The sequence below is a fragment of the Paenibacillus sp. XY044 genome, assembly GCF_002257645.1.
Classification (GTDB): Bacteria; Bacillota; Bacilli; order Paenibacillales; family Paenibacillaceae; genus Paenibacillus_AQ.
The window spans coordinates 799947-820512 of the sequence record NZ_NQMO01000003.1 but is presented as its reverse complement, the minus strand read 5'-3'; the positions used below and the strand labels follow the sequence as shown (position 1 = coordinate 820512).

At 45.8% G+C, this 20566-nt stretch carries 22 protein-coding genes; 9 read left to right on the top strand and 13 right to left on the bottom strand.

Features of this window, described 5'->3' with window-relative positions:
* Nucleotides 1-104 precede the first annotated feature (104 nt).
* Nucleotides 105-959: a helix-turn-helix domain-containing protein gene (locus CJP46_RS17370; protein WP_094596828.1), complete on the bottom strand. Its 855-nt coding sequence runs from the start codon at nt 957-959 to the stop codon at nt 105-107.
* A 107-nt stretch (nt 960-1066) separates the two neighbouring features.
* On the opposite strand from CJP46_RS17370, the gene CJP46_RS17365 reads away from it, so the two are divergent.
* Complete coding sequence (locus CJP46_RS17365) at nt 1067-2227, top strand: epoxide hydrolase family protein (RefSeq protein ID WP_094596827.1); 1161 nt, start codon at nt 1067-1069, stop codon at nt 2225-2227.
* Nucleotides 2228-2338: 111 nt separating this feature from the next.
* Here the strand turns inward: CJP46_RS17365 and CJP46_RS17360 are convergent, their stop codons facing one another.
* A complete protein-coding gene (locus tag CJP46_RS17360; RefSeq protein WP_094596826.1) occupies nt 2339-3370 on the bottom strand; it encodes an aldo/keto reductase in 1032 nt (343 codons plus the stop codon).
* A gap of 186 nt (nt 3371-3556) precedes the next feature.
* Between CJP46_RS17360 and CJP46_RS17355 the strand changes: the two genes are divergently transcribed.
* Nucleotides 3557-4153: a TetR/AcrR family transcriptional regulator gene (locus CJP46_RS17355; RefSeq protein ID WP_094596825.1), complete on the top strand. Its 597-nt coding sequence runs from the start codon at nt 3557-3559 to the stop codon at nt 4151-4153.
* Nucleotides 4154-4253: 100 nt separating this feature from the next.
* Here CJP46_RS17355 and CJP46_RS17350 read toward each other — a convergent pair whose 3' ends face one another.
* The gene (locus CJP46_RS17350; protein ID WP_094596824.1) at nt 4254-4667 is read right to left on the bottom strand and encodes a nuclear transport factor 2-like protein; all 414 of its coding nucleotides are present in this window, start codon (nt 4665-4667) and stop codon (nt 4254-4256) included.
* Between the two features lie 327 nt (nt 4668-4994).
* Between CJP46_RS17350 and CJP46_RS17345 the strand changes: the two genes are divergently transcribed.
* Complete coding sequence (locus tag CJP46_RS17345; RefSeq protein WP_094596823.1) at nt 4995-5462, top strand: DinB family protein; 468 nt, start codon at nt 4995-4997, stop codon at nt 5460-5462.
* Between the two features lie 87 nt (nt 5463-5549).
* On the opposite strand, the gene CJP46_RS17340 is transcribed toward CJP46_RS17345, so the two are convergent.
* Nucleotides 5550-6311, bottom strand: coding sequence for an SDR family NAD(P)-dependent oxidoreductase (locus CJP46_RS17340; protein WP_094596822.1), 762 nt, complete (start codon nt 6309-6311; stop codon nt 5550-5552).
* A 125-nt stretch (nt 6312-6436) separates the two neighbouring features.
* Here CJP46_RS17340 and CJP46_RS17335 point away from each other — a divergent pair, with 125 nt between their 5' ends.
* Genes CJP46_RS17335 through CJP46_RS36550 form a run of 3 tightly spaced genes read left to right on the top strand, consistent with a single transcriptional unit; the run spans nt 6437 to nt 7276 of the window.
* Nucleotides 6437-6877 (top strand): MerR family transcriptional regulator, encoded by a 441-nt coding sequence (locus CJP46_RS17335; protein ID WP_094596821.1) that lies wholly within the window; start codon nt 6437-6439, stop codon nt 6875-6877.
* Between the two features lie 16 nt (nt 6878-6893).
* On the top strand, nt 6894-7049 hold the full coding sequence (locus tag CJP46_RS36555) for a hypothetical protein (RefSeq protein ID WP_179281199.1): 156 nt from the start codon (nt 6894-6896) through the stop codon (nt 7047-7049).
* The gene (locus tag CJP46_RS36550) at nt 7016-7276 is read left to right on the top strand and encodes a hypothetical protein (RefSeq protein WP_179281198.1); all 261 of its coding nucleotides are present in this window, start codon (nt 7016-7018) and stop codon (nt 7274-7276) included. The genes CJP46_RS36555 and CJP46_RS36550 overlap by 34 nt, the downstream gene beginning before the upstream one ends.
* Nucleotides 7277-7338: 62 nt before the next feature.
* Here CJP46_RS36550 and CJP46_RS17330 read toward each other — a convergent pair whose 3' ends face one another.
* A complete protein-coding gene (locus CJP46_RS17330) occupies nt 7339-7803 on the bottom strand; it encodes a phage tail protein (RefSeq protein WP_094596820.1) in 465 nt (154 codons plus the stop codon).
* A gap of 80 nt (nt 7804-7883) precedes the next feature.
* Entirely contained in the window at nt 7884-8363 is a 480-nt protein-coding gene (locus CJP46_RS17325) for a GyrI-like domain-containing protein (RefSeq protein ID WP_094596819.1), read from the bottom strand.
* Between the two features lie 111 nt (nt 8364-8474).
* Between CJP46_RS17325 and CJP46_RS17320 the strand changes: the two genes are divergently transcribed.
* On the top strand, nt 8475-9437 hold the full coding sequence (locus CJP46_RS17320) for a helix-turn-helix transcriptional regulator (protein ID WP_094596818.1): 963 nt from the start codon (nt 8475-8477) through the stop codon (nt 9435-9437).
* A gap of 88 nt (nt 9438-9525) precedes the next feature.
* On the opposite strand, the gene CJP46_RS17315 is transcribed toward CJP46_RS17320, so the two are convergent.
* Nucleotides 9526-9972: a MarR family winged helix-turn-helix transcriptional regulator gene (locus CJP46_RS17315; protein ID WP_179281197.1), complete on the bottom strand. Its 447-nt coding sequence runs from the start codon at nt 9970-9972 to the stop codon at nt 9526-9528.
* A 105-nt stretch (nt 9973-10077) separates the two neighbouring features.
* Between CJP46_RS17315 and CJP46_RS17310 the strand changes: the two genes are divergently transcribed.
* Nucleotides 10078-11343, top strand: a complete 1266-nt coding sequence (locus CJP46_RS17310) for an FAD-dependent oxidoreductase (protein WP_179281196.1) — start codon at nt 10078-10080, stop codon at nt 11341-11343.
* Between the two features lie 17 nt (nt 11344-11360).
* On the opposite strand, the gene ppsA is transcribed toward CJP46_RS17310, so the two are convergent.
* Nucleotides 11361-13949, bottom strand: coding sequence for a phosphoenolpyruvate synthase (gene ppsA / locus CJP46_RS17305; RefSeq protein WP_094596815.1), 2589 nt, complete (start codon nt 13947-13949; stop codon nt 11361-11363).
* 276 nt (nt 13950-14225) lie between these two features.
* Nucleotides 14226-14714 carry a DinB family protein gene (locus CJP46_RS17300; RefSeq protein ID WP_094596814.1) on the bottom strand — a complete coding sequence of 163 codons (489 nt, stop codon included), beginning with the start codon at nt 14712-14714 and terminating at the stop codon, nt 14226-14228.
* Between the two features lie 230 nt (nt 14715-14944).
* Between CJP46_RS17300 and CJP46_RS17295 the strand changes: the two genes are divergently transcribed.
* A complete protein-coding gene (locus CJP46_RS17295) occupies nt 14945-15685 on the top strand; it encodes an EcsC family protein (protein ID WP_094596813.1) in 741 nt (246 codons plus the stop codon).
* Nucleotides 15686-15723: 38 nt separating this feature from the next.
* Here CJP46_RS17295 and CJP46_RS17290 read toward each other — a convergent pair whose 3' ends face one another.
* The 4 genes from CJP46_RS17290 to CJP46_RS17275 all read right to left on the bottom strand — a co-directional run bounded on the left by CJP46_RS17290 (nt 15724) and on the right by CJP46_RS17275 (nt 20521).
* The gene (locus tag CJP46_RS17290) at nt 15724-17244 is read right to left on the bottom strand and encodes an ABC transporter substrate-binding protein (RefSeq protein ID WP_094596812.1); all 1521 of its coding nucleotides are present in this window, start codon (nt 17242-17244) and stop codon (nt 15724-15726) included.
* 114 nt (nt 17245-17358) lie between these two features.
* Entirely contained in the window at nt 17359-18576 is a 1218-nt protein-coding gene (locus CJP46_RS17285; RefSeq protein WP_094596811.1) for an MFS transporter, read from the bottom strand.
* Entirely contained in the window at nt 18576-19706 is a 1131-nt protein-coding gene (locus CJP46_RS17280) for a Gfo/Idh/MocA family protein (protein ID WP_094596810.1), read from the bottom strand. Before CJP46_RS17280 ends, CJP46_RS17285 begins: the two co-directional genes overlap by 1 nt.
* Nucleotides 19707-19723: 17 nt before the next feature.
* Complete coding sequence (locus CJP46_RS17275; RefSeq protein ID WP_094596809.1) at nt 19724-20521, bottom strand: sugar phosphate isomerase/epimerase family protein; 798 nt, start codon at nt 20519-20521, stop codon at nt 19724-19726.
* Nucleotides 20522-20566: the final 45 nt, after the last annotated feature.

Sequence of the window (20566 nt, the reverse complement as noted above, 5' to 3'; positions counted from 1 at the left end):
CAAAAATGAAATGACCTTGTATCCTCCAATACCTTAATCGTTAAGCTGGACTCTGTCAATTCAGGTTGGACGGCTCTTTCGGCTAAGCCAATCATTTACAAATTCTATTGGGCCGTGGCGAACTTGCGAGTGATGTTCCTATACTTTGTAGGCGACATCCCCTTTTTAGCCGTAAATTGCTTGATAAAGTAAGTGTCATACTCAAATCCGGTAGCGCGCGCAATTTCATCAAGCTTCATACCTGTATGCGTTAAAAGTTCACAGGCAACTTTCAAACGGTGTGCAAGCAAGTAGCCCATTGCTGTTTTTCCGCATCTTTCCTGAAACAGCTTATTCAATGTCACACGGTTTAAATGAGCGCAATTCGTCAGATCTTCCAAAGATATCTTTCTGGAATAGTTCGTGTGGATATATTCTAACACCGAATCAACAGGCGATTGTTCGCCATTTCGTTTTAAATCCTCCAGCAAGCCTAAAATTTGAATGAGGTATTTTTTGACTCGGCACACCCAGCTTGCATCGCTTTGCGCATGCACTTCCATACCTAATATAAAAAACCATTCGAACAAAAGCGGATACGCTTTCTCCGTGATCCGGGGTACAGCTGTATATGGATCATCCCTTTGAAAAAGCGAAAGTCCTGTTTGTATTCTCGGCCCCGTCGGAATGTAGACCTGCGTTTCGGAAAGAGTGATGGTGTTCAGAAATTCGGGATGAAAACGAAAAGATTGTGCGGCAACGTTATGTTTCTCCATGACGTTCATGTCATCATCTTCGGCCAAGCAAAGAACACCGGGAGCAGAAATGGAAATGGGCCGTTCGTTTAATGTCCCGCTCATACTTCCTGACGTAATGAAAATCAGAGTAAGACGTTCAGGATAAGGAAGCTCGCTAAAATCCTCCACTGCAGCAAATTCAATATTCACGGTTCGGTTTTTGTGTCGGTCTACTTGCGGCATAGCAATCACCTATCAAATAGTATAGTTAGATCCTTCATTTATGCCAGTGTACCACACAATTGTGAGGGATATAATAGCGGTGCAACAGCAAAAGGAGGGAAACCACAATGGCTATTGAACGTTTTCATATTCATGTCTCTGACGAGATCCTTGACGATCTAAAATACAGACTGCATCACACTCGTTGGCCGGATCAAGTAGAAAACGAGGAATGGGAACGAGGTACAGAATTAAGTTATTTAATGTCGCTCGTTTCGTATTGGAAGGACCATTATGATTGGCGTGCCCAAGAAACCAAGTTGAACCGCTTGTCCCAGTTTTGCTGCAATATCGACGGCATAGACGTGCATTTCGTACATGAGCGTGGTAAAGGGCCAAACCCCTTGCCCATTATTCTTACCCACGGATGGCCCGACAGTTACCTTCGTTACGAAAAGATCATTCCTCTTCTTACCGACCCAGCCAGCTACGGCGGTAACCCGGAGGACTCTTTTGACGTGATTGTCCCCTCATTACCCGGGTTTGGGTTCTCCGGCCGCCCCAAACATGCTGGCGTCAACAATTTTCGCGTCTCGGAAATGTGGGCTAAGCTCATGACGGAAGAATTAGGCTACCAAAAATTCGCTGCCGCTGGCGGGGATATTGGCTCCGGAGTTACAAGATACCTGGCACAAAGCCACCCTAAGCTGTTATTTGGCATCCACTTAACGGATATCGGCATTATAAGGGATCTCATGACTTCATCTGATCAGGCAAAGCTTACGGAAGAAGAACTGCGATACAAGAAAGGCGCTGCGGAATGGATTGCTCAGGAAGGGGGCTATATGTCCCTTCAATCGACTCGACCCCAAAGCCTTGCTTATGGACTTACCGATTCACCGGCAGGTTTGGCTGGCTGGATCATGGAAAAATACCGTGCATGGAGCGATTGTCACGGTAACCTCCAGCAAAAATTCAGCGATGACGAACTCATCACTCATATGATGATGTATTGGGTTACGAACACGATCGGTTCGTCCGCACGGATGTATTATGAAAATTCCCATTCTTTACCGCCATTGGGCTATATAGAGGTACCGACAGGCATCGCTTTGTTCCCTGCAGATATTTTGCTGCCGCCCAAAGAATGGGCTGTACGCAACCTAAATGTAACTCGCTGGACTTCGCTGCCCCGCGGCGGACATTTTACCGCTATGGAAGAACCCGAGCTTCTGGCCCAGGACATCCGTGCCTTCTACAGGCCTTTAAGAGTGAAAAAGAATCATTAATAAGCATCAAATGCCAATCTGTGGCATCCCCGTGCTTCAATAAATAACGGCAGCCGATCGTATGATCGGCTGCCGTTATTTGATCTCACAATGTTCCTCTCCAATGACGCTTCAGTTTATATGTCGTCTGCGCCGTTCGGCACTCATCCACTCCGGAGTCCAGGTTTGTTCTTTGTCATCGATCCGTTTGCCTGGTGGGACAATGACATCAATCGCATCCAATACATCCGTGCCGAGCTTCAAATCTGCGCCCGAAATATAGGCTATTAATTGCTCTGAATTACGTGGCCCCCAGAGAGTTGATGTGACGGACGGATGACTTTGGGTAAAAGCTATGGCCATATCCGCTAGTAGAATTCCCGCCTCATTTGCGAGCTTTTGCAGCTTTTCAATGATCTTAAACTTATATTCATTTTCAGCTAACTCAGGATCTAACATATCTGCATATCCTTTTAATGTGGCAGCGCGTGAATCGCTTTGCGCGGCCTGACCAGCCTTGTACTTTCCAGTTAGCAAGCCACCAGATAAAGGACTGTACACAAATAGAGAAAGGTCATATTGTTTAGCGACTTCAGCAAGTTCAAATTCCATTCGCCGATTGATCATAGAATATGGGGTTTGTTCACTTACAAATCGCTGAATATGATATCGATCACTAATGGCTTGTGCCTGAACCATTTGCCAACCCAGGTGATTTGAAGTACCGATATGATGGATTTTCCCTTCCTTCACCAAATCGTTCAACGTTAATAGAATCTCCTCATAAGCAACAAATTCAAAAGGAAGATGGAGCTGATAAAGGTCTATATAATCGGTCTGCAAACGGATTAGACTTTGTTCAACAGCGGTTCGTATTGAGCGGCGAGATGCACCACTATGATTTAATTCATGTGTAGCCTCCGCACCAAATTTAGAAGCTAATATGACATTTTGCCGTTTGTTCTTAATCGCTTTTCCGATAATGCGTTCCGATTCCCCCTTTCCGTATCTGTTAGATGTATCGATCAGATTGATGCCAAAGTCCAATGCCTCATCAATCATTTTTATGCTCTCTTCTTCGCTTGCCCTTGATCCAAAACTGGATCCGCCTAATCCAAATGCGCTGACTTTGGTACCCGTCTTTCCAAGATATCTATATTCCATGGTTTTCCTCCTTAAAATTGAAACAGCCCAAAGGTAATGAACACGTGTTGATTAAGGCTATAGGAGCAATTATAATCAAGCATGTCGGGGAGTTCAATGAACATAAAAGGCCGAGTGTTGATTAATAGATACAACGTCAACATTGTTGATAAATAAATACCAACATTCATCATGGGAGGTAAACCAATGGTCGAAAATCGTACGGATTTGAGAGTGATCCGCAGTCGTATGCTAATGGAGAACGCATTGTTGTCTATTTTAGAGAAAGAAGGTATTAAAGGGTTAACCGTTAAAAACCTTTGTGACAAAGCAGGAATAAATCGGGGTACGTTTTATTTGCATTATAGGGATATTTTTCATCTGATTGAGGAAACGGAGTTTATTAAAGGACTATTGAGTGTTTTTGAACCTATCCCTATTCAGGAGTTGGTGCACCATCCTGATCAAGAAGCTTTTCCGCCTATTACCCAAGCCTTTCAATATATGAATAAGCATGCCAGCTTTTTTAAAGCACTATTTCATTCGGAATCTCCAGCTGAATTAAAAGAACGGCTCCAGTATTTGGTAGGCACACGCTTGTATGAAAATCTGAAACGAGATCCATCTTATACGAATGATGAAAGCCGCCTATTTACGGACTATGCAATTGCTTATTTGGGCAATGCGCAGTTTGGAATTATACAACACTGGTTTATGACGGATCGTTCAATGCCTCCCGAAGATATAGCGAGAATGCTGACCACATATATACGCAATACACCATGTCTTGATCACAACGGTTGAAATTTGTATGATACTTGCATTAAATCAAACTGTTGATTTTCGATAAAAAAAGAAACCGCCTAATGGAAAGGCGGCTGATTTAGCTCTCATTTCTCGTTTATTATTTTGAAATGTCAATGATAAAAGAAGTAATTTCCTTAATTTTTGTTTTGTTTAAACTGCTATTGAAACGATATATATTACAGAAAGCGTAGCTAATATTGCTTTCGAGGTTTAGGATGCCATTTAAAGATCCGGAATATCCATGCGTTATTATATTGCTTATAACTAACTCAGTTGGCGTTTTGTCATTCAGTTTTTCAAGCATTCTGCAGACTTGATCCTTCCCTTGTAATTTATTGCTACCGATAAAATTCCATTGGATATCTTCTATGATGTTCTCAATGATAAAGTCAATATCGTTGCAAACAAAGGCAACATTAAACGCTCTAAGTAATTCTTTTTTTGGTGCGTTTCCACAATCTTCTGCACAAATAATTTTCACTTGTTCGTATCGAATATTGTCCTCTGACATACTCCCAATCCCCCTCTTTCAAAAGTAATCATCTTCGACCATAATATCACACAATTGAACGAAAGCTCTCAAATATCAACAACATGATTTAACATAACCTGTTTCTTAAAAACCACGGATGAAGGAAACTTCATCCGTGTCGTTTGGTACTTCCCGATATACAATTTACTTAATAGTTTGCATGTCCGTGCCAAATCATATGACGCTCGTCCAGCTAACTGTTTGGTTAGTTGAAAGAAATAAAAGGATTATTTAGCTAGAATCAAGAACACCTTATTTAGATGTTATTAATATATGAAAGTTTACTTAAGGATTGGAGGAATTGAATTGGAGGACATCATTAAGGAATATGCCTCAGGATACGCAATGCTGCGGGAGGCCATCGAAGGATTGACGGAGGAGGAGCTTCGTTACAAGCCTGCACCGGACAAATGGAGCATTCACCAAATCCTCATTCACGTGACAGATTCAGAGATGTCATCCACATCCCGACTAAAAAAAGTCTTGGCGGAAGATGAGCCGACTCTGATTTCATTTGATCAGGACGCATGGGCGAATAACCTAGGTTATGATTTATTGGATCGCGAACAGTATCTGCTTCTGTTCAAAATGCTGCGTCTCAGTATGCAGACCATTCTAGACCATCTAACTAGTGAACAAAGTGAGCGGGTGGGTGTATATGTCGACCAGGCGCGGTTCACTTTTAAGCAATTATTGGTATACCGGGTCGAACATGTCCGTAATCACCTTGCTCAAATTGAAAGGGTAAAGAAAGCCTGTCGGGAGAATCAATGAACCTGATAGACTAATAGACAATTTTTGTTCTAAAAAAGTCGGGGCTGCTCATGCTGTCTTCTGAGACAGCCCCATGACTTACGGTGATTAGAGCGCCATCCCGCCTGATACTTCAATACGCTGTGCATTCACCCAGCGATTGCTATCTGAGAGCAAAGAAGCAATCATAGGGCCAATGTCATCTGGCACGCCAGCACGCCCAAGAGCGGTAACACTGGCAATGCGCTTGTTGACCTCCAAATTATCGCGTACCATCCCTCCACTAAAATCCGTACCTATTGCACCAGGAGCGACCGTGTTCACTGTAATGTTGCGCGGTCCCAGTTCTTGGGCAAGGTATCTTGTCAGAACCTCAATCGCACCTTTCATCGACGCGTATGCTCCACTCCCTGGTGCGGAGAAACGCGTAAGACCCGTAGAGATGTTCACAATCCTTCCGCCATCATGGATGAATGGAAGCAGCTTTTGCGTGAGAAAAAACACACCTTTAAAATGGACATTGTAAAGTGCATCCAATTCCTCTTCTGTTGTACTTTCGATGGAGTTGTGATGTGAGGTTCCGGCATTGTTCACAAGATAATCGAATCGCTCCGCTCCCAGTTTGCCTAGTGCCTCATTTAATTTTTGAACAAACGATTCAAAAGCATTCGTATTTCCAGTATCAAGCTGTATTGCGATCGCGCTGCTGCCTGCTTCTTTTACAAGAGTAACAACCTTCTCCGCTTCATCTTTGCTTGATTTGTAAGTGAAAATAATGTCTACTCCCTGTTGAGCAAGGTTCAGTGCAGTATTTCGCCCTAGCCCGCGGCTTCCTCCCGTGATCAATGCGATTTTTCTTTGTGTGTTCATCTCAATTCCCCTTCCCTGTTCTTAACCACTGGTGCTGTAGCACACTGTGATTTAGAATAAGGTTAGCCCTTAGAGTTATATCTAAGTCAAGATACGATTTGAACATATGAAAGGAGAAGATTGAAATGGGATATACCATTACGGAGGTAGCAAAACAGTTTAATCTTTCGCCCCATACGATTCGTTTTTATGACAAAGAAGGCCTTCTACCATTTGTTTCGCGAAACAAATCCGGAAACCGAGAGTTCACGGAATCCGATCTCAGCTTATTCAAACTTATTTGTTGTTTGAAAAACACAGGCATGACAATAAAAAATATAAAGAAATATATTGAGTCGGTCATGGAGGGGACCGGAACGGTAGAACAAAGAAGAACCTTGCTCAAAACGCACCGTGAAGTAATTGTGAAGCAAATGGAGGAATTTCAGGCAAGTCTAACTCTCATTGATTCAAAAATTGAAAAGTACGATTCCCCGGATGCAGTCATACTGATCAATGATGAATTGCGTCAAGTATCGGAAGAGAAGTCTCAATATGGTTTGACTGACTGGGCACCCCTTTCATAACAAAGGAGATCATCAAATGGGAATGATCTTACTTGGTGTGTTCATGATGGTCTCCTATGGCTATCATCCAGGAGTGCAAAAGCAACATTCACTCATTATGACTTTGAATGGTCAGCGCAAGGTTGGCGGGCGTATGATTTGGCGCAAGTACGGGGCAGAAAACGTCAATTAGAGGATCGAAAGGAACGGCTTTGGAATGCGTTAATCTCGGGATATCGATCGGTCAGAGACTTTTCTGCACAGGATGAATCTGCGATTGAATTATTTATGATCGCTCGCCGCTTTTGGATAATGGGTCTTGATGTGGCCTTCATTGATCATGATTCTGGCGCCCTGGACTTTACGGAAGAATGGCTGGAGGGCTTTATCCATGAATTTCGTTCGTACCATGTTATTTGAACGGTAAACATTCGGTTCCGTAAATGCAAAAAGCCGCATCTTTGCGGCTTTGCAAATGTATTTTAATATTCTTTTTTTATGACAAAAAACGAGCCCCGGATCGTTCCGGCCAATTTAGACTTCTGCCGGGCAAACTTAAATTTCCCTTCCAGCTCCTTCGGTTCCTCCATCCCGTCCGAAAGCTTAAAGCCAACAGCCCGCTTCTTCGGATCATCCACCGTATACATCACATTGAGCCCCAGACCATCCTCGTAAAAGACGTAGGTAAATTGGATATTTTCCACTTGAAAACGCGAGGTTTCCAAAGGCTTGGCTGCAAACTCGATATCTCGTTCTTCTTTCAAAATCCGGTTCACGTAATCCAGGGTCTCCTGGCTTTCGCTGGCGGGGACGACCTTAAATTCATGCTTGTACTTATTCATGAAGTAACGGGCTTCATTCGCCCGCAGTCCAGCAAGCGCCTCTGCTACTGGGGAAGATTCTACACCAACCATAGACACATCTTTAAAATCAACGATATACGACATTTCCATCCCTCCTAAAAGTTTGGCGAGCGTTACCCTGGAATCAACTTCGGGCAAAACTCGCCTCGAAATCATTAATCTACTTACTTCTTAACAACAGGAATCCACATTTCGCCAAATACGACGCCGTCTCGCTGCCCCATCTCCACCGTGGCATTCGGCCCACCTACATAAGCATAGTCTTGGGCTTCAGGCAAGACCTGACCAAAGGCAACGCCGGCAAGCTGATTACCCAGCTCCTCAGCCGTCTTCGCTTCCCCTTTTACAACGAGGTATTCACCCTCAGGAAATTGGATCATTCTCGTTGCCTCAGGCAGCGATGCGTCTGTCATGACGCCAGCGTAATACATCATCTTGTTATTCACGGCTTCGTTGACGGCAAAAATGTAGTCATTTGCAGCGATGCCTTTCAGCGTGTCCAGCGTGCCATCTTGCTCGACGGTTCCCCAGAAGTCTGCCTTTTCCTTATTCATGGCGGCAAAGTCGGTGTAATGGCTCTTAAGCTCAGTTCCAATCCCCAAAACGGTAAAGCCGTCTTTAACTTCCAAAGCATATTGTGTCATATTCAAAACCTTCCTTTTTTAAAATTTTGATCAAATGATTTGTGTTTTCACTTGATGGGTTTATAATAACCTTAAATCATGTCAAAATGTGATACTGTTTAGGAGACTCCCATGAAAAAAGTTGAACGGATTAATGTCATCATGCGCTATATCAACAACCGTGCCCATTTTACCATTTCGGAGATCATGCGGGAATTTAACGTTTCTCGTTCGACGGCTATTCGAGATATCCGGGAAATTGAATCCATGGGGATGCCGCTTGTTGCTGAAGTCGGTAGGGATGGGGGTTACTTTGTCATGAACAACTCGCTCCTGCCCACGGTCCGCTTTACCGATACCGAAATTAAAGCCCTGTTCATTGCTTTTATGGCCACAAGAAATCAGCAGCTCCCTTACCTGCAGAGCCGACAGTCCTTAGCTGAAAAATTGCTTGGCCTGATCTCGGAAAACCAGCAAGATGACCTTGTCCATTTAAATCAAATTTTGCTTTTTGAAGGGACCAATCCCAATAATCCCGACCTGCTTGACCTGTCGGACCTCCCCCATCCGATGTTGGAAAAGCTCATCCAACTCCTTCTCTCGGACAATTCTTTATTCGTTAGCATCCAGGAAGAGAATGAAATCAAGTCCTATTCCATTTATCTCTTGCATCTTTATCGTGAAAAAAGTGTCTGGCTGATCGAAGGATTTGATTTGAAGGAAGAAAAGAGAAGGATTTTTCCTGTTGATGATCTTACCCATGTCGAGTCTTACCCTGCGAAAAAAAGAATAAGCAAGAAAAGGATTTTAGAACTACTACGCAAGCAGGAAGAAGACATCAACCTGGTCCTAGAACTTGGTCCAAAAGCGATTGCCCAGTTCAGAAAATACCATCCTTTAAAAATATCTCTTTCCTATACGAATCCTTACCAAACGACAGCCATTCTGAGGACTTTTATCAATGTCCATAAATCCGAAGAATTGACCGAAATAACCAATTGGCTGCTTTTCCTGGGCGGGGATTTCAAAGTCAGGGAGATGCCAGAAGCAGTCTTGGAAGTTTTACGGGAAAGAATGCGCTTATGCCTTCCATAAAAAGTAACTGTCAAACCTAAATTCTTTTGAGTTTGACTCGATGCGGCGAGGCAATCATTCGTCATATGTTTTGACCTGAATCATCTAGTTATTTTTCATTAAATTCCTTTAACACACGATTGCACTGTCTAATAAAATCAATGATGAATTCAAGTTGCCTATCATCATAATTAGATAGCAGTTCATTCATTTCCGATGCAAATGAACTGAAGAGCGGGAGAATGCTCTTTTCTGCATTTTCATGGTTCATGTAAATGTTGACCCTTCTTTTGTCTTCCGGATCTTGTTCACGAAAAATATAGCCTACCTTCTCCAACCTGTCTAACACGCCCGTGACGGCTCCCGTTGTCAATCCAGTCAATGTAGAAAGCTGACCAGCAGTAAGCGGTTGGTTCTTCATAATCACATCCAAGCATTTGTGATCCGTTGAATTGATTCCTAACTTCGCAGCAATGGCTTGGTGAAACATGATCGTTGCTGTACTGTTATTCCGTAATTCTTCAGCAAGAATATTTATGTTTTTGCTTGTTGACATAAAAACCATCCTCTTTTAGAATTATCTTATCTCGTGAGATAAAATGTTTTATTATATTGTATCAATAAAAATGCCGATGAGCAAATGAAAAGGGGTTTGATGGATATGTCCCAAATTTCAGTGGCTATTGCTGGCGCCGGGTTAAGCGGCTTGTGTTTGGCCCATTCTTTACTTCGCGCCGGGTTCAATGTGCATGTGTTCGAAAGTGATCCGGAACCATTTGCCCGCCGCCAAGGATATCGGGTCACGCTAGACGAGTATGGGATGGCAGGACTTCAAAAGTGTCTTCCGCCTCGTTTATTCGAGTTGTTTTTGGCCACCGCATCGCCCACTGACGAAGATTCTTACTTTCGAGTTACAAATCAGGACCTTGGAGAGGTCTTCAAGCTCACATTCAAAGGAGATCGGAGTGGTACCGATTTACGAACGCCGCGTCAAACAGATCGCCAAACCTTGCGAACGATTATGCTCGATGGGCTGCAGGATCGGATTCATTTTGGAAAAAAAGCGGTTCGTGCCGATCTGGCACCGGATGGCGCCACTCTTCACTTTTCTGACGGGAGTAATACACACGCTTCACTCGTAATCGGTGCTGATGGTATAAACTCGGCATTACGCAAGCAGTTGTTGCCCGACTGTGATCCGGAGGATGCGAACAGCTGGGGAATTTATGGTCGCACGCCTCTTCTCCACAACGGGCATTCAATCGTTCCTGGCCCGCTTAAAACTAGCGGCGTATACGCCATTGGAAAATCGGGTAAAGGCTTATTCTTTACGACGATGAACTTCCGCGAATCTCCGAAAACCGCTTTTTCTCGATTTGGAGTCGAGCAATTACCTCCAATTTCGGACGATTATGTGATGTGGGCTCTTCTCTTGCCTAAAGAACTATTTCCGGTATCTCACGAGAAACTTGATTCCGAGAACCTGCTGCGCTTTGCGCTAAAGACTGCCCTAGACTTCCATCCCGTGCTGCGTCAGTTTGTGAATCAAGCCGACGTTGAATGCACCATGTTGGTGAAATTAAAAGCGGCCAGGAAGCCGTCTTCCTGGCCGGTGTCGCGAATCACCCTAATGGGCGATGCGGTACATGCCATGCCGCCTACTGGATCTCATGGAGGCAATACAGCTTTACGAGATGCAGCTCTACTCGCTGAAAAACTTAAAGCGGCAGCATCCCAAGGCGAGCCTTTAGAAAAAGCCATTGCTTCTTATCAGGCGGAGATGAGCCAGTATGCATTTCGTGAAGTTAAAGCAGCCAAGGCAATGCTGAAGCGCTTCTCCATTCAGAATCCCTTCATGGGTTGGGTCATGTTACGTGCAATGCCCTGGATTCGTTCAATGAAAAACAAACCTTTAACAACAGAATAACTTGACGATTCTAGCTATTACAATATTTCAATGTACCCTTCTGTTCCATTCACACGAATTCGCTGCCCGTCTTTGATGAGCTTGGTCGCATGATCCACTCCGACAACGGCCGGCAGGCCATATTCACGCGCGATCACGGCTCCATGGGTCATCAGGCCGCCTACCTCAGTGACCAAACCTTTGATGGATACAAACAAAGGTGTCCAGCTTGGATCCGTAAAAGCGGTGACTAAAATATCTCCTTCTTCCAGAGCAGCATCTTCCATGCTTAAAATGACACGGGCGCGTCCCTCGATCACTCCGGAAGAAACAGGCAGACCTAAAATCGCATCGGCTGGGAGATTTCCCCGTTTGTACGAACCCCTAACCATTTCGCCATCAGACGTGATCACACGCGGTGGGGTCAGTTTTTCATATACTTTATACTCGTCTTTACGTTTGCTAATGATCCGATCATCCAGTATATTGGTGCGAACGGCTTCGTGAAGCTCTTCAAAAGTAAGATAGTATATATCTTCGATATCATGAATCACGCCTGCTTGTGCGAGTCGTTCGGCTTCTTTCAGTAAAGCCTGCTTATAAATGAAGTAGCGACTCACCCAGCCATATTTAGGGTATTCCCGATACCCGATGAAATTTCGGACGAGATCGATCATCCGTTTCGTTTCGTTGGCTTTTTGATCGCCATCCGGCAACTGTCTCAACCGATTTAACAATTCTTGTTCTTTGGCCAAAGCTTCCTGGCGACCTTGCTCGAATTTCCGACGGCTCTCATGAGAATCAAAGTTTTTGATGTTGCTAAGGATCAATGGGACCAGCGTAATCGGTTTTTCGCTCCAACGGGTACGACTGATATCGATTTCTCCAGTACACCGCATGCCGTATTTGCTCAGATAATCATAGATCGCTTCCTGGGCTTCCCTTCCTCCATCAAAATTCACCAGTTCGTCCAGAAAGTTATCTTCTGCATGCTGCAAATAATCAATCACTTCCGGATAAGGGCGAATCACATCCGCGACATCCAGCAGCGCCAAGCCCATTTCCGAAGTAATATTGTTTGGCACGGATTGAGAAAGCGTATCGGCTGCGTTTTTTTCGCCTAACCATTTGTTCATATATTCATTGATCCAAAATGTAGCATTGATTGCAGACATAAACACAGCAGTACTTTGCGGATCAAATAAAATCCTCCTTAATTCCTGGATGTCTTCGAGGATGAAATCGAGCAATTCGGCCCCGGATTTCATTTGGATCTTTTGTTTTAAAGCTGTTATCGAAGCTTGATTCCGCTGGATCAAGTCAGAAACGATAGCCGGATCGTTCTCGAAGGCTGCCGGCTTATCTGTATTACTTTTAGCGGGAATGGGTGCTGTTTGATCATTCGGTACCAATTTGATAAAGTCTCGCTCGATTATGTTCTCGATTGCGCCTATGAAAAGCGGATCGGATTCCAAGTTTATTAATAAAGCTTCCCGGCCGGCAGTGGTAGTCAGCCTAGGTGCAATATCAATGAACAACCTCCCGCCTGCTGGACGCATTGGTGCGGGAGTAATTAACAAGTAAAAAGACAATCCCAATGGTTTTATGGGATCTGTCATCATTTGTTGATGTCCAACAGATAGATAGACGTGATTTTCCTGATCATTCGCTTCAGGGATCGGGTATAGCGTCGTGATTGGCCGGCTCTGTACAATATAAAATGTATTATCAGCCAAGCACCATTCGATGTCTTGCGGCTGGCCGAAGTAATCCTCGATCTGTCTTCCGATGCGCGCCAGCTGTACAATGTGTTGATCGGTAAGGGTTTGAGCTTTTTGCTGATCTGGATCGATCTGCCGGGTTTCGGTTCCGCCTTCTTTTCGTCCATAGATGGCCAATGTTTTGGCTGCTATCCGCTTATCGACGATTTCCCCGTACTGCACTTTATAATTATCGGCGGATACCAAGCCGGAGACCAGCGCTTCCCCAAGCCCGAAACTGGCATCGATGGACAGCTGCTTCCGGTTTCCGCTCAGTGGATCAGCGGTAAATAATATCCCGGAAGCCTGCGGGAATACCATCTTTTGTACGATAACGGATAAATAAACCTGACGATGATCAAATCCGTTTTGCATACGATAGATGACTGCGCGATCCGTAAATAATGACGCCCAACATTTGCTGATATGCTGCAAAATGGCTTCTTTGCCGATGATATTCAAATAAGTGTCTTGTTGACCCGCAAAAGAAGCGTGCGGCAAGTCTTCAGCCGTCGCACTCGAACGCACGGCATAAGCATGTTCTTGACCAAACCGGAAGAGATAGTGAGTCACTGCTTCCACAACATCGGCAGGAATTTCTGCTTCCATAATGCTCTGCCGAATCATCCCGCTGATTTCACCAATTTGATCTCGATCTTCTACATTTAGCGTGGTTAGTCGATGGAGCAAAGCATGATACGTTTCGTTTTGTCCGATCGCTTTTTGATACCCTTCTGTTGTAACACAAAACCCTTCCGGTACTTGTATGCCTTCAATTTTTGATAATTGCCCTAAATTCATCCCTTTTCCACCAACATGTGAAAGCTGCGTTTTTCCGATTTCCTGGAAGCCTAGAACCAAACTCATTCAACATCTCCCCTAACCATTAGATTGAGAAAAAAAACATTTGACAAGAGCTCAACCAGCATGTTATGCTTAAAATGTAAGATAAGATAATTATGACTTTATAACATGCGACAGTCGTGATCTGATTATATCATCACGTCTATTTTTATGCAATATGAAAGAACCTGGGCAGATACCCAGGTTCTTTTTTGATACTTAATAACCCATTCTGAAGAGTTAATCCAAAGCGTTATCGGATCCATCTTCCCTCTTGAAGTCGTTCTCTGAAAATTCTCTTTATTGTACATCCGCGGTGGGGCCATACATGCCTGGTACGGAAATTTCGAGCAGTCGGAGATAGACCGTCAACTGCCCCCGATGATGATAAACGTGATTGAACATCAGCGAGCGTGCCATGTCGATCCGGGGCGCTTCCAAGACGGTCTCCCCCTTACTGACGAGCTTCCAGGTATTCCTTAGCCCGTCTTCACCCCATTCCCGAAGCTTGCTCTCGGCGAGAGACACGCTCCATTCCAGTGCTTCGAGCACTTCTTGCCGGTTGAACGGCTCCGGCAGCGGAACGACCGGAGCCTCGCTGACCGCCTCGTCCAGCAATTGAGCCAGCCCCCCGGGAACTCCCGCAGCATGAAGGGCTAGCTGTCCCAGAGACATCGACCTCGGATGCGGCCTCCAGGAAAGTTTGTCCTCAGGCAGCCTTTCGAGAAGCATCCGTGTCGATTCGCCTTCCCTTTTTAATTCGCGGATCCAATCCTCTATCATGTTCATGACGATCTCTCCTCCTATGGCCAATGCCATTCATCACCTTAATCCTATAACGCCATGGGCGTGAAGGTTTCTTCAGGATTGCGGAAATCGTGAATGTCAGTGTCCCTGACTAAACTTTTTTTGCGATGCTGGACTTTAGTCGAGGTCAGATACCTGCTGCGGTCTGGTCCGAATCACAGCGTTATTCGTTACAATATAATAAAGCAAGTACTTTGGAGGAGCGATGGATCATGAATTACGAACATAAAGTACAAAGGGAAGTTGCCGATTGGGAACATAAGATGTTCAAACCGCCGGGTTGGCTGGAAAAAACGTCGAAAACCATCGGCAATCGGATCAACCATTTGATTCCCCCGAAGGTGCAGAGCGTCATAACGACCACCATACGATCGATCGTGCGCACGGCACTGTTCGGTGCGGAATATACGCCTAGCCGTCCGGTGCAAAGTACTCTGGAACTGGAATCCGCCGATCAAGAAGCAAATGAGTTGTTCGCCCTGTACCAAAAAATTGCGGTTGCCGAAGGTGCCGGAACGGGAGCTGGCGGCATGATCCTCAGCATGGTAGACTTTCCGGCTCTCATTGCGATCAAGATGAAATTTTTGTTCGAGCTGGCGCATGTTTACGGTTATGACACCAAACACTTCTCCGAGCGGGTATTTATTCTCAAGGTATTTCAAATGACGTTTTCGGGGCCGGATAACCGTGCCAGATTGCTCGATTCCATCAAGCATTGGCATATTGAAAAGGAACAATGGCTATCCGACGCCGAATACTCCCGGAATATGGACTGGGAAACTTTTCAGATTGAATATCGCGACGCTATTGACTTCCGAAAAATGCTGCAGATACTGCCAGGTATCGGCGCTATCGCAGGGGCATGGGCGAATTACGCCATTCTTGAAGAGCTGCGTGAATCCGCCATGAACGCATACCGCCTGCGCAGATTGCACGATGATTTCGAGGTTTGATCCTATTGTCTTCCTTCACCTGGTATATCAGTGGCCCTTCACTTATTGCCAGCAGCCCAAGCGTCCAGCTGCCTTTGCTTTTCTGCGATCACTTTATCGATTCCCGCCGATTTTAATGCTGCATTAAATTTCGGCAAGTTGACATCCGGATCCAGAGTTCCCGTCTCAAGCGCATTTGAATATTGCTGAACGACATTCTGGATAGCAGCCAATTCGGTTTTAACCGGTTCCGCGTTATAAGTGAATCCGAGCGCTGCAGACTTCTCCGCGCTTTGGTTAAACGCTTCCATTTGCTTCCATATATCCGGACTGTCCGTCGACCAAGGATAAGACAGCAGCTGATTTCCAAACATCCAACCTTGTCTCATGTTGTAGCCGCTGTTCGTCGCATCCACGCCACCCGGAAAGTCGATCGTCCCGTCTTCCTTCACTTGATAATGTTTGCCTTCGATGCCCCAATCCAGCAAATTGATAATTTGTTTATCCGAATAGAGCAAATTCAGAAACATCATCGCGCGTTCGGGATTTTTTGATTTGGCCGCAATCGCAATCATTGCGTTCATAATCGTCAACGTATTCATTTTGGGCGGTGCGAGTGCTACTTCCGTCAGCTCCTTGCCAGCCCATGCACCCGTTTGCGTCGTAATCCCCGGTTTGCCCTTATTCGGTGTTGCGAATCCGATGTTTGCCTTGATATAATCCCGGCCGGTTTGCGAGGTCGTTGCAATGTCCTTGGGGATGTATCCTGCCTGGAACCATTTATGTATAATCCCAATGAACTTCGCGTACTCCTCGCTCTCATACAAATTAACGACCTTCAGCTGATTCGTGTCTGTAAGCACACCGATCATGTCGCCCAGTGGATCAATCGTCGTCTGCAGCAGCGGATAGGCAATGGAACCTCCCCCTGACGCTTTACCTAATATATTGGCTTCCGGATGTTTCTTTTTTACACTTTCAAAAATCGGCTCCAAATCCTCTATCGTCATCACTTGGCTGACGTCAATATGACTCTCTTTCAACCAATCCGTGCGCATTAACACCGTCGGATAGGCTGCAAAATCTCGAATGGTTGGGACGCCATATATTTTGCCATCAATCTTTGCCGCAGCCAGGACGTCGGGATCGAAGGCTGCAAGGATATCCTTGCCGTGAGACTGAAGCAGGTCATCGATGGGCAAAAGCTTTTTTTGCGCGACTTCCGAAATATACTGGTCTTCACCCGTGAACACCAAGTCGATTTTCTCATTTCCAGAGAACATCAACACCTTTTGCTGTGTCCATGCAGCTGCCTCTATGCGTTTCAGCTTGACGGTAGCATTGATTTTTTCCTTCGTAATCTTGTTAATCTCCTGCTCCACAAGGCCAAGATCACGCTGATCCGGTCCCCAAAAAGCGATGGTGATTTCGTAGGGGGCAAGTTTGCCGTCTCCTGACCCCTCTGACGATGACGCCGATTGCTCCTTCTCTTGGTTTGAAGAGGAGCTTGAACATCCGCTTAAAACGACGGTTACAGCCAATACGAAGAACAACATGGAGTGAAGCGATTTTTTCCACATAGGCTTTTGACCTCCCAGGATCTTCAATATGGAATCTCCACATCATGAAGCATAATGCAGCTGAAAGGGCGAGACGAATGCCGCGTCACAGCGGCATTCGTACGAACCCGATCTTCATGAAGCCGCCAACTCGGACTGCTTGCGGTATTTCATCCACATGAGCGTAAAACCTACGACCCCTGCTACAGATATGATCGCGCAAATGGAATACATCGTTTGGGGACCCAAATAATCGAACATCCAACCGCCAAATAGACCTGCAATGATGCCGGAAATGCCACCCCACGTCAGTGCATAAACGGCCTGCCCGGTCGCTCTGTATTCAGCAGGAATCAATTGTGCCGTCAGACTGGTACCAATATAATAGTAGCCGCCGAATGTAATACAGTGCAGCACTTGTATAAAGATGACTTGGAGCGGACCGGCGGCAGCCGACATCAATAACCAGCGGATCACGAACAGGAGACTTACAATCACAAGCCCTCCCAGCATCATCCTTGTCGACTTTTTCAGGAAACGGTCAAACAGCAGAAACACCGGAATTTCGAAGATCGCCGACAGGAACACCGACCAGCCGATCAATTCGTTGGAGCCTCCCAAATTGGAAATATACAGCGTGACGAACGTTTGGTTGATCGAATTGGGAACCGAAATAAGGATGCCAAGGATAACGAATACAAAAAACAGCTTGCTCGATAGCATGACTTTCCAATAGCTTTGTCTCTCTGTCTTCGGACTTGAAGTGACTCTTCCTTGAGGTAATCCGATGGTAAATGCCAATGAGATCAGCATCATGATCCCGTACAAAATCCAAAGATTCACCAGTCCCATCCAGCTGAGAACCGGTCCTGCCAGCGCTGCGATGATCGCCCATCCCAGCGACCCCCATAGACGAAATGCGCCAAACTTGTATTTCGTGTTCTCGATGGCATTCAGAATCAGACTGTTGCTCTGCGAAAACGTGGGACTGTTGAAGAAAAAGAATATCAGCATGAAGGCGAAAATGACGGCATATTCACGGAGCTGAAACACCACGATCGTCGCTAACAAATTCCCGGTCAGGAGAAAAATGAGAATGCGTTTCACATTCTGCAGCCGGTCGCTCCAATAACCCCAGAATGGATTCGCAAAGATGGAAATGAAAGGCCCACCGGCCATAATCATGCCGATTTCCACTTTACTGAGTCCTATATTTTGGAAATATAAAGGAAAGAACGAAGTCAAGATCGCAATCGTGCCATATAGGAAAAAGTTGAAACGTTTCAGTGCGGACAACGACCCGGAGGATTCGCCAGCTACCGGGTGGGCGTCCTTCTTCCTTAAGGGCAGCATTAGAGCTGGATCGCTTTCGACAGGGATTGATCGATAATCTCGTCGCTGCTTACTTCCCGTCCAAGCCGGTCGGATAAATAGATGCCTTCGCTAATCAGCATCGTCTGTGAGGCGATGTGTGCCGTCGGAAGCAGCTCCACTCTTCCCTGCAGCGCGGCTACCCAGTGATGCTGCGAGGACTGGTATGCGTCATAATTCGGCTTCAAATGATTCCAGCGGCCATCCAGCTCATCCAGGTTGACGCTCCCGTTTACATCCATATCGCAAATCGTCGTGTGAAAACTGAACGGGGCCAAAATCTGTTGATCCGAATATGCCGGCAGCTTGATGCCTCCTTTATCTCCGATCACGGAGCAGCCTTCGATGCTTCCAAGATGAATGCTCCAAGCTTCAATAATGTCGAGCGTCGCGCCGCCTTCGAATTTGATGAATCCCAGCCCCAGCTCTTCAACGTCAAAGACCGCCTGCCCGGCTCGGCCGGCATCCACATCCATCTCCCGGTAGCCTTTGCCCGAAATCCGTTCCACCTTCGGTGTTCCAAGCAGGTACAGCATTTGTGCGATATGATAGACCCCCATGTCGATCAGTGCACCGCCGGCAGCGATTTGTTTGTTTAGAAAAGCCGGTGTACCGTATCCATCGATAAAAGGACGCCCTCTTCGGCGATGGCCGGTCGCTCTGGCATGATACAGCTTGCCAAGCATGCCCCCATCGATCAGGGCTTTTGCGGCCTTTGTCTCTTTTCTGTACAATGTGCCGAGCTGAATATGCAGCTTCTTGCCGTAATCTTCTGCTGCCTCGAGCATGGACACCCCATCCCGGTAAGTCCCGGCGATCGGTTTCTCGCAATATACGTCCTTGCCTGCTTCGAAAGCGGCAATCGTAACGGGGGCATGCAAATTGTTGTGCAGGCAGACATCGACCGCTTCAATGTCGTCGCGCTTCAGCATTTCTTTGAAATCGGTATAGACATGAGGAATATGGAATTCATGCGCGACCTTGATGGCTTCCTGTTCATTGATGTCGCAAATGGCTACGATCTGAACATCCTCAATTTTCGCGTAGTTTCTCAAGTGAGCTTTGCCGATCAAACCTGCTCCAATAATGCCAATGCGAACAATTCTTCCCATATTGATCATCCCTTCGGTTATTTTTGTTTAACACGGCTCAACATCTGCTTCACGGAAGCGATCGCCCATTCCATCTCCAAGTATTGATTTTCCGGCGCATTGTACTCGATGCCCCAGTATCCATCATACCCGGTTTCCAGCAATGCCTTTACCAGCTGTTCTCCCTTGGGGGATCCTAGCGTTTTGCCGTCAAAATGCGTATGATATACCCACGGTGCGACCAACGTGTCGCCAATGTCTTCGTCCGTATCCCATCTTCCCATGTGGAGCAATATTCCGAAGTTCGGATGATTGACCGCTTCGGCAACTTTTTTTAAGTATTTTGGATCTTTGGAGGTGCCCATATGATTTTCAGGTCCGACGATGAGTCCAAGGTCAGATGCTCTGCGGCTCAACTCTCCGAACTTGTTCACGACGTATTCGAATTGCTCTTCCGTCCCGGGCGCGGAGCTTTTGTCTCCCGCGTCGATGCGGACGGTTCGCGCTCCAAGCTTCTCGGCAATGGATAAATAGGCGACAGCGTTCTCATACAACCTGTTGCGCTTGTCTTGGTCTTCATCCCATAAATGCGCCCCATCCACCGCAATGTTGATAATCGTCATTTCCTTCTCCCGTATAGCCTCACTTAGACGCTGAATGTAAGCTTCATCAGGTAAGGAAAAAATGTCGTCTTTAACCCCTTCAAAGGTACCGTTCCACAAATCAACGGTGTCCAGATGGTATCTGTACTTGGAAGATTCCAGATATCCGAACGTATCCATCTTCCCTTCCCGTACCATATTGAAGAAAGAAAAACCGCCAATGCTGATTTTCATGGATTAGCCTCCTGATTTGGTTTATTTGTTTATAGAACCACGTTC